The organism is Enterobacter sp. C6 (assembly GCF_008122455.1).
Classification (GTDB): Bacteria; Pseudomonadota; Gammaproteobacteria; order Enterobacterales; family Enterobacteriaceae; genus Enterobacter; species Enterobacter pseudoroggenkampii.
In genome coordinates this window covers 1-6,288 of sequence record NZ_QPFW01000107.1, presented here as the reverse complement: position 1 = coordinate 6,288, position 6,288 = coordinate 1, and the positions used below count along the sequence as shown (strand labels likewise).

General features: G+C 62.7%; 7 protein-coding genes. All 7 read right to left on the bottom strand.

Annotated features, from left to right (window positions below):
- Positions 1–103: 103 nt before the first annotated feature.
- On the bottom strand, positions 104–994 hold the full coding sequence (gene hpaA, locus DOU50_RS01505) for a 4-hydroxyphenylacetate catabolism regulatory protein HpaA (protein WP_024908293.1): 891 nt from the start codon (positions 992–994) through the stop codon (positions 104–106).
- Entirely contained in the window at positions 966–2,318 is a 1,353-nt protein-coding gene (gene hpaX, locus DOU50_RS01500) for a 4-hydroxyphenylacetate permease (protein ID WP_090419168.1), read from the bottom strand. Before hpaX ends, hpaA begins: the two co-directional genes overlap by 29 nt.
- A 21-nt stretch (positions 2,319–2,339) precedes the next feature.
- Entirely contained in the window at positions 2,340–3,137 is a 798-nt protein-coding gene (hpaI, locus tag DOU50_RS01495) for a 4-hydroxy-2-oxoheptanedioate aldolase (RefSeq protein WP_090419165.1), read from the bottom strand.
- Between the two features lie 9 nt (positions 3,138–3,146).
- The gene (gene hpaH, locus DOU50_RS01490) at positions 3,147–3,950 is read right to left on the bottom strand and encodes a 2-oxo-hept-4-ene-1,7-dioate hydratase (protein WP_090419162.1); all 804 of its coding nucleotides are present in this window, start codon (positions 3,948–3,950) and stop codon (positions 3,147–3,149) included.
- A gap of 75 nt (positions 3,951–4,025) precedes the next feature.
- Positions 4,026–4,406, bottom strand: a complete 381-nt coding sequence (locus tag DOU50_RS01485) for a 5-carboxymethyl-2-hydroxymuconate Delta-isomerase (protein WP_024908289.1) — start codon at positions 4,404–4,406, stop codon at positions 4,026–4,028.
- 9 nt (positions 4,407–4,415) lie between these two features.
- Entirely contained in the window at positions 4,416–5,267 is an 852-nt protein-coding gene (gene hpaD / locus DOU50_RS01480) for a 3,4-dihydroxyphenylacetate 2,3-dioxygenase (protein WP_032649922.1), read from the bottom strand.
- Positions 5,268–5,269: 2 nt separating this feature from the next.
- A partial coding sequence (locus DOU50_RS01475; RefSeq protein ID WP_148768602.1) for an aldehyde dehydrogenase family protein occupies positions 5,270–6,288 on the bottom strand: 1,019 nt, incomplete at its 5' end.

Sequence of the window (6,288 nt, the reverse complement as noted above, 5' to 3'; positions counted from 1 at the left end):
TGGGACAACGGCGGGTACTTTTCGGGCGGGATTGGGTTTTGTGATCTGTGCGGCTTTTCGGCGGGTAGCGCTGCGCTTACCCGCCCTACGAACCGTGATGCGTTCAGGAAACCGGTACTTTCTGCGCCCGATACGCGCTGGGCGAGCACCCCACTAAGCGGTTAAAAAAGCGGGCGAAATAGGCCGGATCTTTGAACCCCAGCTGCCAGGCAATCTCGCTGACGGTGCTGTCGGAGAAGAGCAGCAAGCGCCTGGCCTCCCGCAGCTGGCGGTCGAAGATCAGGCGTTTTGGCGGGCGGTTGGCGAAGCGGCGACAGATATCGGTCAGGCGGGATTCGGTCAGGTGCAGCTCGCTGGCGTATTCCGGCACCGTCCAGTGCTGGTGGTAGTGGGTGTCGATCAGCTGGGTAAAGCGCTGGAACAGCTTCAGCTCGCCGCGCATGCCGCCTGAGGCGTGGTCGTCGAGCTTCGCGTTGCGCAGCAGCAGGGTAAACACCGCCTGCGCCAGCAGGACCAGGGTATGCTCGCGCCCGGGCAGCTGCTCCGTGGATTCCCGGGCAATCAGCTGCCAGTAGTGCTTCAGCGCCGCCAGCTCGTCCGGCCTGTCGGAAAGCGAAAGGCAGATCCCCGGCAGGCCGAACGCCTCCCGCGTGCCGGGGTAAAGCACCTCCAGCAGCGGCCAGATCAGATCCTCGCGCACCGTCAGCACGTGCCCATCGCTGTCGGATTCGGTGATAAACGCGTGCGGTACCGACGGCGGCGTGAGGACGAACAGCGGGGCCTGCACCGAGTAGCGGTGATCGTCGAGCTGGAGCTCAATCTGCCCGGTATCGAGAAAGTGCATCTGAAAATACTGGTCGTGACGATGCGCCTGCATGTCGCGGCCAAAAAAGGCCGCCATGCGGGCGAACGACTGGTAGTGCACATCGTCGGTGCCCAGACTTTCGTCGTACTCCTTGCTGATATCAATGTTGGCGATAGGGCTCTGGCACATGACCGTTCCTCTGTTGATCCCGCTGCGTCATCGGAATGCGCGTCAGCACCAGCGCGCCGACCACCAGCAGCCCGGCCACGAACCACAGCCCGGAGCTGAAGCTGCCGGTCGCGTCGCGCAGGATCCCAATCAGCAATGGGCTGACGGCGGATCCGACGTTGCCGATGGCGTTGATCACCGCCAGCGCCACCGCGCGGGACTGCAGGCTAATAACCCGATCCGGCGTGGTCCAGAATATCGCCATGGCGGTAAACGATCCGGTTGAGGCCATGATGATGCCAAGCAGTTGGATCAGGCTGTGATCCGTCGCGGAGGCCAGCATCCATCCCGCCGCGGCGAACAGGTACGGCAGGATGGTGTGCTTTTTTCGCTCTTTCAGCCTGTCGGAACGGCGGCTCCACCAGATCATCCCGAGGATGGTGCAGAACTGCGGGATCGCCGCCAGCAGGCCGATGACGATATTGCTGCTGCCCGTGTTGAAGCTTTGCAGGATCTGCGGCGTCCAGATGTTGATCGCACTCAGCGTATTGGTCAGGCAGAAGTAGGCCAGCGTGTAGAGCAGCACCGCCGGGGTCAGCACCTCGCGCAGCGTCGAACGCGGCGTGACGGATTGGGCAATCGCGACCTCCTGCTCGCGGGCGATCATCGTTTTGAGCGCCTGCTTTTCGTCGTCATCCAGCCAGGTGGCCTGATCCGGCGTGTCGTTGAGGTAAAACCAGGTCACCACGCCGAGCACCACCGACGGCAGCCCTTCCAGCAGGAACAGCCACTGCCAGCCCTTGAGGTTCCACAGTCCGTCCATCGCCAGAATGTACCCGGAGAGGATCGAGCCGAGCATCATGGTGACCGGCATAGCAATCATAAACAGCGCGTTGGCGCGGGCGCGGTGATAGGCCGGGAACCACCAGGTGAGATAGACCAGAATACCCGGCAGGAAGCCGGCTTCGGCAATGCCCACCAGCATGCGCAGGACGTAGAGCGTTTCAGGGCTGGTGGCGAACATCGTGCAGGTGGAGGCGATGCCCCACACCACCATGATCCCGGCGATCCAGCGTCGCGCGCCGATCTTCGCCAGCATGATGTTGCTCGGGATGCCGCACAGCACGTAGGTGACGTAAAACAGCGTCGCGGCCAGACCAAACATGGTTGACGTGAGGCCCAGATCTTTACCCATCGTCAGCCCGGCGAAGCCGATGTTGATGCGATCGAGAAACGAGAAGACAAACAGGATAAAGAGAAAGACGATCAGACGCCGGAACAGCTTGTGAATGACGCGGTGTTCAACAGCTTTATTATCATGAGTTTGCAGGGTAGAGGTCGTCATGGTGCGCTCCAGATCTTACGTTTAGTAGACGGATTTATTGTTATTAACTGACGTAACCGGTTGTTCGATAAAACGTGCCGCCAGCGCTTCCGCGCCGCGGGCGAGCAGGGTGGTGTCGACGCCGACGGCGACAAACAGCGCGCCGAGTTCGAGGTAGCGTTTAGCCAGCTGCTCGTTCGCCATCAGGATGCCGGGGGCCTTACCGGCAGCGCGTATCTGCGCGATCGCCTGCTCGATGGCGGCCTGCACTTCAGGGTGCTGCGGATTGCCGGCAAAGCCCATGTCGGCGCTCAGATCCGCCGGGCCGATAAACACGCCGTCGACGCCTTCCACGTCCAGGATCTGCGGCAGGTTTTTCAGCGCCTCGCGGGTTTCAATCTGCACCAGCACGCACATGGCGTCGTTGGCCTGCTGCAGGTAGTCCGGGATGCGGTTCCAGCGCGACGCCCGCGCCAGGGCGCTGCCGACGCCGCGAATGCCCGCAGGCGGGTAGCGGGTGGCACGTACCGCCAGCCGCGCTTCGTCGGCGTTTTGCACCATCGGTACCAGCAGGGTTTGCGCACCCACGTCCAGCAGCTGTTTGATTTGCACCGGGTCGTTCCACGACGGGCGCACCACCGGCTGGCTGGGATAAGGGGCGATAGCCTGCAGCTGGGTCAAGACAGTCTGCACGCTGTTCGGCGCGTGCTCGCCGTCGATCAGCAGCCAGTCGAAGCCAGCCCCCGCCAGCAGCTCGGCGCTGTAGCTGCTGGTCAGCCCCAGCCATAACCCAATTTGCGGACGGCCTGCTTTCAGCGCCGCTTTAAATGCGTTTTGCATCGTGCTCTCCTAGACAAAGCGGCAGCTGATGGAGCCCATGTTGCCGTAGTCGACGTGGAAGGTGTCGCCTCTGCTGGCGGGCACCGGGCGGGTAAACGAGCCGCCGAGAATGATCTGGCCAGGCTCAAGCTGCACGTCGTACGGCGCAAGCTTGTTGGCCAGCCACGCCACGCCGTTGGCCGGGTGGTTCAGGACGCCTGCGGCCACGCCGGTCTCTTCGATCACGCCGTTGCGGTAGAGCAGGGCGGAGATCCAGCGCAGGTCCAGCTCGTCGGGCTTAATCGGACGGCCGCCGAGGATCACGCCCGCGTTGGCGGCGTTATCGGAGATGGTGTCGAACACCTTGCGCGGACGCTGGGTCTCCGGGTCGACGTTGTGGCAGCGGGCGTCGATCAGCTCCAGCGCGGGGATGACGTAATCCGTGGCGTTGTAGACGTCGAAGATCGTGCAATTCGGGCCGCGCAGCGGTTTTGCCAGTACGAAGGCCAGCTCCACTTCAATGCGCGGGACGATGAAGCGATCGACGGGAATGTCGCTGCCGTCATGGAAGAACATGTCGTCCAGCAGCGCGCCGTAGTCCGGCTCGCTGATTTGCGAGCTGGCCTGCATCGCTTTGGAGGTGAGGCCGATCTTGTGGCCCTTCAGCACGCGGCCTTCGGCGATCTTCAGGCTCACCCATTCGCGCTGAACGGCGTAGGCGTCGTCGATGGTGATCTCCGGGTAGTCCAGCGAGATCGCGCGGATCTGCTCCCGGGATTGTTCCGCCTGGTGCAGACGATGGGCGATCAGGGTATGGGTATGTTTGTCTAGCATGGCGATATCCTGTTGTTGCCGGGTGGCGCTGCGCTTACCCGGCCTACGATGTACGGTACAAGCGGTGTGGGTCCGCTACTTAAACAACGCGTGCACGTTGTTTTGTTTGTAATTAAGCGTCGGGTGCAGTTCGTCGAGCTCAAACGACAGCGCCAGGTAGCGGCTCGCCATCAGTTCCGCAAAGTGCGCTTTGATCAGCCCAAATAGCATCTCCCCCACGGCTTCCCGGCTCTCCAGGCTGCGCCCCGCGCCAATCTTCAGCGTCATATGGACAAAGGCGTAATCGTGCTTGCCGTCGGCCATCTGCCAGGTGTCCAGCCAGTGGGCGCGGCTGCGGATACCGCCGAGCGGGAAGATGCCCGTGGCGGCGAGCGCCTCGTTCACTTTGGCGAACAGCCCCGGCAGGTCGGCCTGCTGGCGGATGTTGTCGGTACATTCAGCAATAAAGTGCGGCATGGTGGCTCCTTACGCGGGCAGGGGGAAAACGGCGTTGACCTGGCCGGTGCCGGAGCTGGCGAACAGCTCGGTGAGAAACTCCACCTTGCCGTCGTATTTGTCCCAGCCGAGCATGCCCAGCAGCATCACCGTGTCGTGCATGTTGCCCTCGCCGTAGCAGTAGTCGGCGTACTCCGGCAGCATGCTGCAAAACTCCTTAAATTGACCCTCGCGCCACAGCTTCACCACGCGCTCGTCCATCTGGCGGTCGAACTCGCGGGTATAGCTGTTCATCCCTTCTTCCGCGCGCTGGTCGTCGATAAAGCGGTGCGACAGCGAGCCGCTGGCGAGGACCGCCACGGTGCCGTCGTATTTTTCGATGGCGCTGACGATGGCTTCGCCCAGCCTGCGGCTGTCGGCGAAGTCGTGAACCGTGCAGAACGCCGAGATGGAGATCACTTTGAAGTGCTTATCCGCGTTCATGTAGCGCATCGGCACCAGCGTGCCGTACTCGAGCTTCAGGCTCGGGATGTTGTGCGCTTTGGCACGCACGCCGAGCTTCACCGCCTCGTCGGCAATCAGCTGGCCGAGTGCCGGGTTGCCGTCGTAGTCGTAGGTCATGTCGCGGATAAAGTGCGGCAGCTCGTTGCTGGTGTAGACGCCTGAAAAATGGTCCGCACAGTTGATGTGGTAGGCGCTATTCACCAGCCAGTGGGTATCGAACACGATGATGGTGTCCACGCCCAGCTCCCGGCAGCGCTTGCTGATCTCTTTGTGTCCATCGATGGCCGACTGGCGGCAGCCGTGGTTTTTGCCCGGCAGCTCGGAAAGGTACATCGACGGCACGTGGGTGATTTTCGCTGCTAACGCTAATTTACCCATTTTCAGATCCCCCACTTTGGAATCGGATGGTCGCCCATGGAGATGCAGACGTTCTTCATCTCCGCGAACACTTCGAAGCTGTACTCGCCCCCCTCGCGGCCGGTGCCGGAGGCCTTCACGCCGCCAAACGGCTGGCGCAGATCGCGCACGTTCTGAGTGTTGACGAACACCATGCCTGCTTCGATATTGCGCGCCAGGCGCAGCACCTTGCTGACGTCCTGGGTCCAGATGTACGACGCCAGGCCGTACTCCACGTCGTTGGCCAGGCGCAGCCCTTCCGCTTCGTCCTTGAACGGCAGCAGGCAGGCCACCGGCCCGAAGATCTCCTCCTGCGCCACGCGCATGCGGTTATCAACGTCCGCCAGCACGGTCGGGCGCAGGAAGTTGCCGCCTTTCAGGTGTGCAGGCAGGTCGGTCGGTTTGTCCGGGCCGCCCGCCAGCAGGGTTGCGCCTTCCTCGATGCCGAGGCGGATATAGCCGGAGACTTTTTCCCAGTGCTGCTGGCTGATGAGCGCGCCAATCTGGGTGGTCGGATCGGTCGGGTCGCCCACGCGCAGGCGGTTGGCGCGCTCGGCAAAGCGCTTGACGAATTCCGGGTAGATGCTCTGCTGGATAAAGATGCGCGAGCCCGCGGTGCAGCGCTCACCGTTGATGGAGAAGATGGTGAACAGGGCGGCGTCCAGCGCGCGCTCGATGTCGGCATCCTCAAAAATCAGTACCGGGGATTTGCCGCCCAGCTCCATGGAGTATTTCTTCAGCCCGGCATTTTTCATGATGTTGCGCCCGGTGGCGGTGCCGCCGGTGAAGGAGACCGCGCGCACGTCGTGATGGCGCACCAGCGCGTCGCCTGCCGTCGCGCCGTAGCCCTGCACCACGTTCAGCACGCCCGCCGGAATCCCCGCTTCGAGGGCCAGCTCGCCCAGACGGTCGGCGGTCAGCGGGGAGAGCTCGGACATCTTCAGCACCGCGGTGTTGCCCAACGCCAGGCAGGGTGCGACCTTCCAGGTGGCGGTCATAAACG

Bases quoted from the DNA above. Each gene is read 5' to 3' on its own strand.
- hpaA (WP_024908293.1), bottom strand. From the start codon at position 994: ATGTGCCAGAGCCCTATCGCCAACATTGATATCAGCAAGGAGTACGAC.
- hpaX (WP_090419168.1), bottom strand. From the start codon at position 2,318: ATGACGACCTCTACCCTGCAAACTCATGATAATAAAGCTGTTGAACAC.
- hpaI (WP_090419165.1), bottom strand. From the start codon at position 3,137: ATGCAAAACGCATTTAAAGCGGCGCTGAAAGCAGGCCGTCCGCAAATT.
- hpaH (WP_090419162.1), bottom strand. From the start codon at position 3,950: ATGCTAGACAAACATACCCATACCCTGATCGCCCATCGTCTGCACCAG.
- DOU50_RS01485 (WP_024908289.1), bottom strand. From the start codon at position 4,406: ATGCCGCACTTTATTGCTGAATGTACCGACAACATCCGCCAGCAGGCC.
- hpaD (WP_032649922.1), bottom strand. From the start codon at position 5,267: ATGGGTAAATTAGCGTTAGCAGCGAAAATCACCCACGTGCCGTCGATG.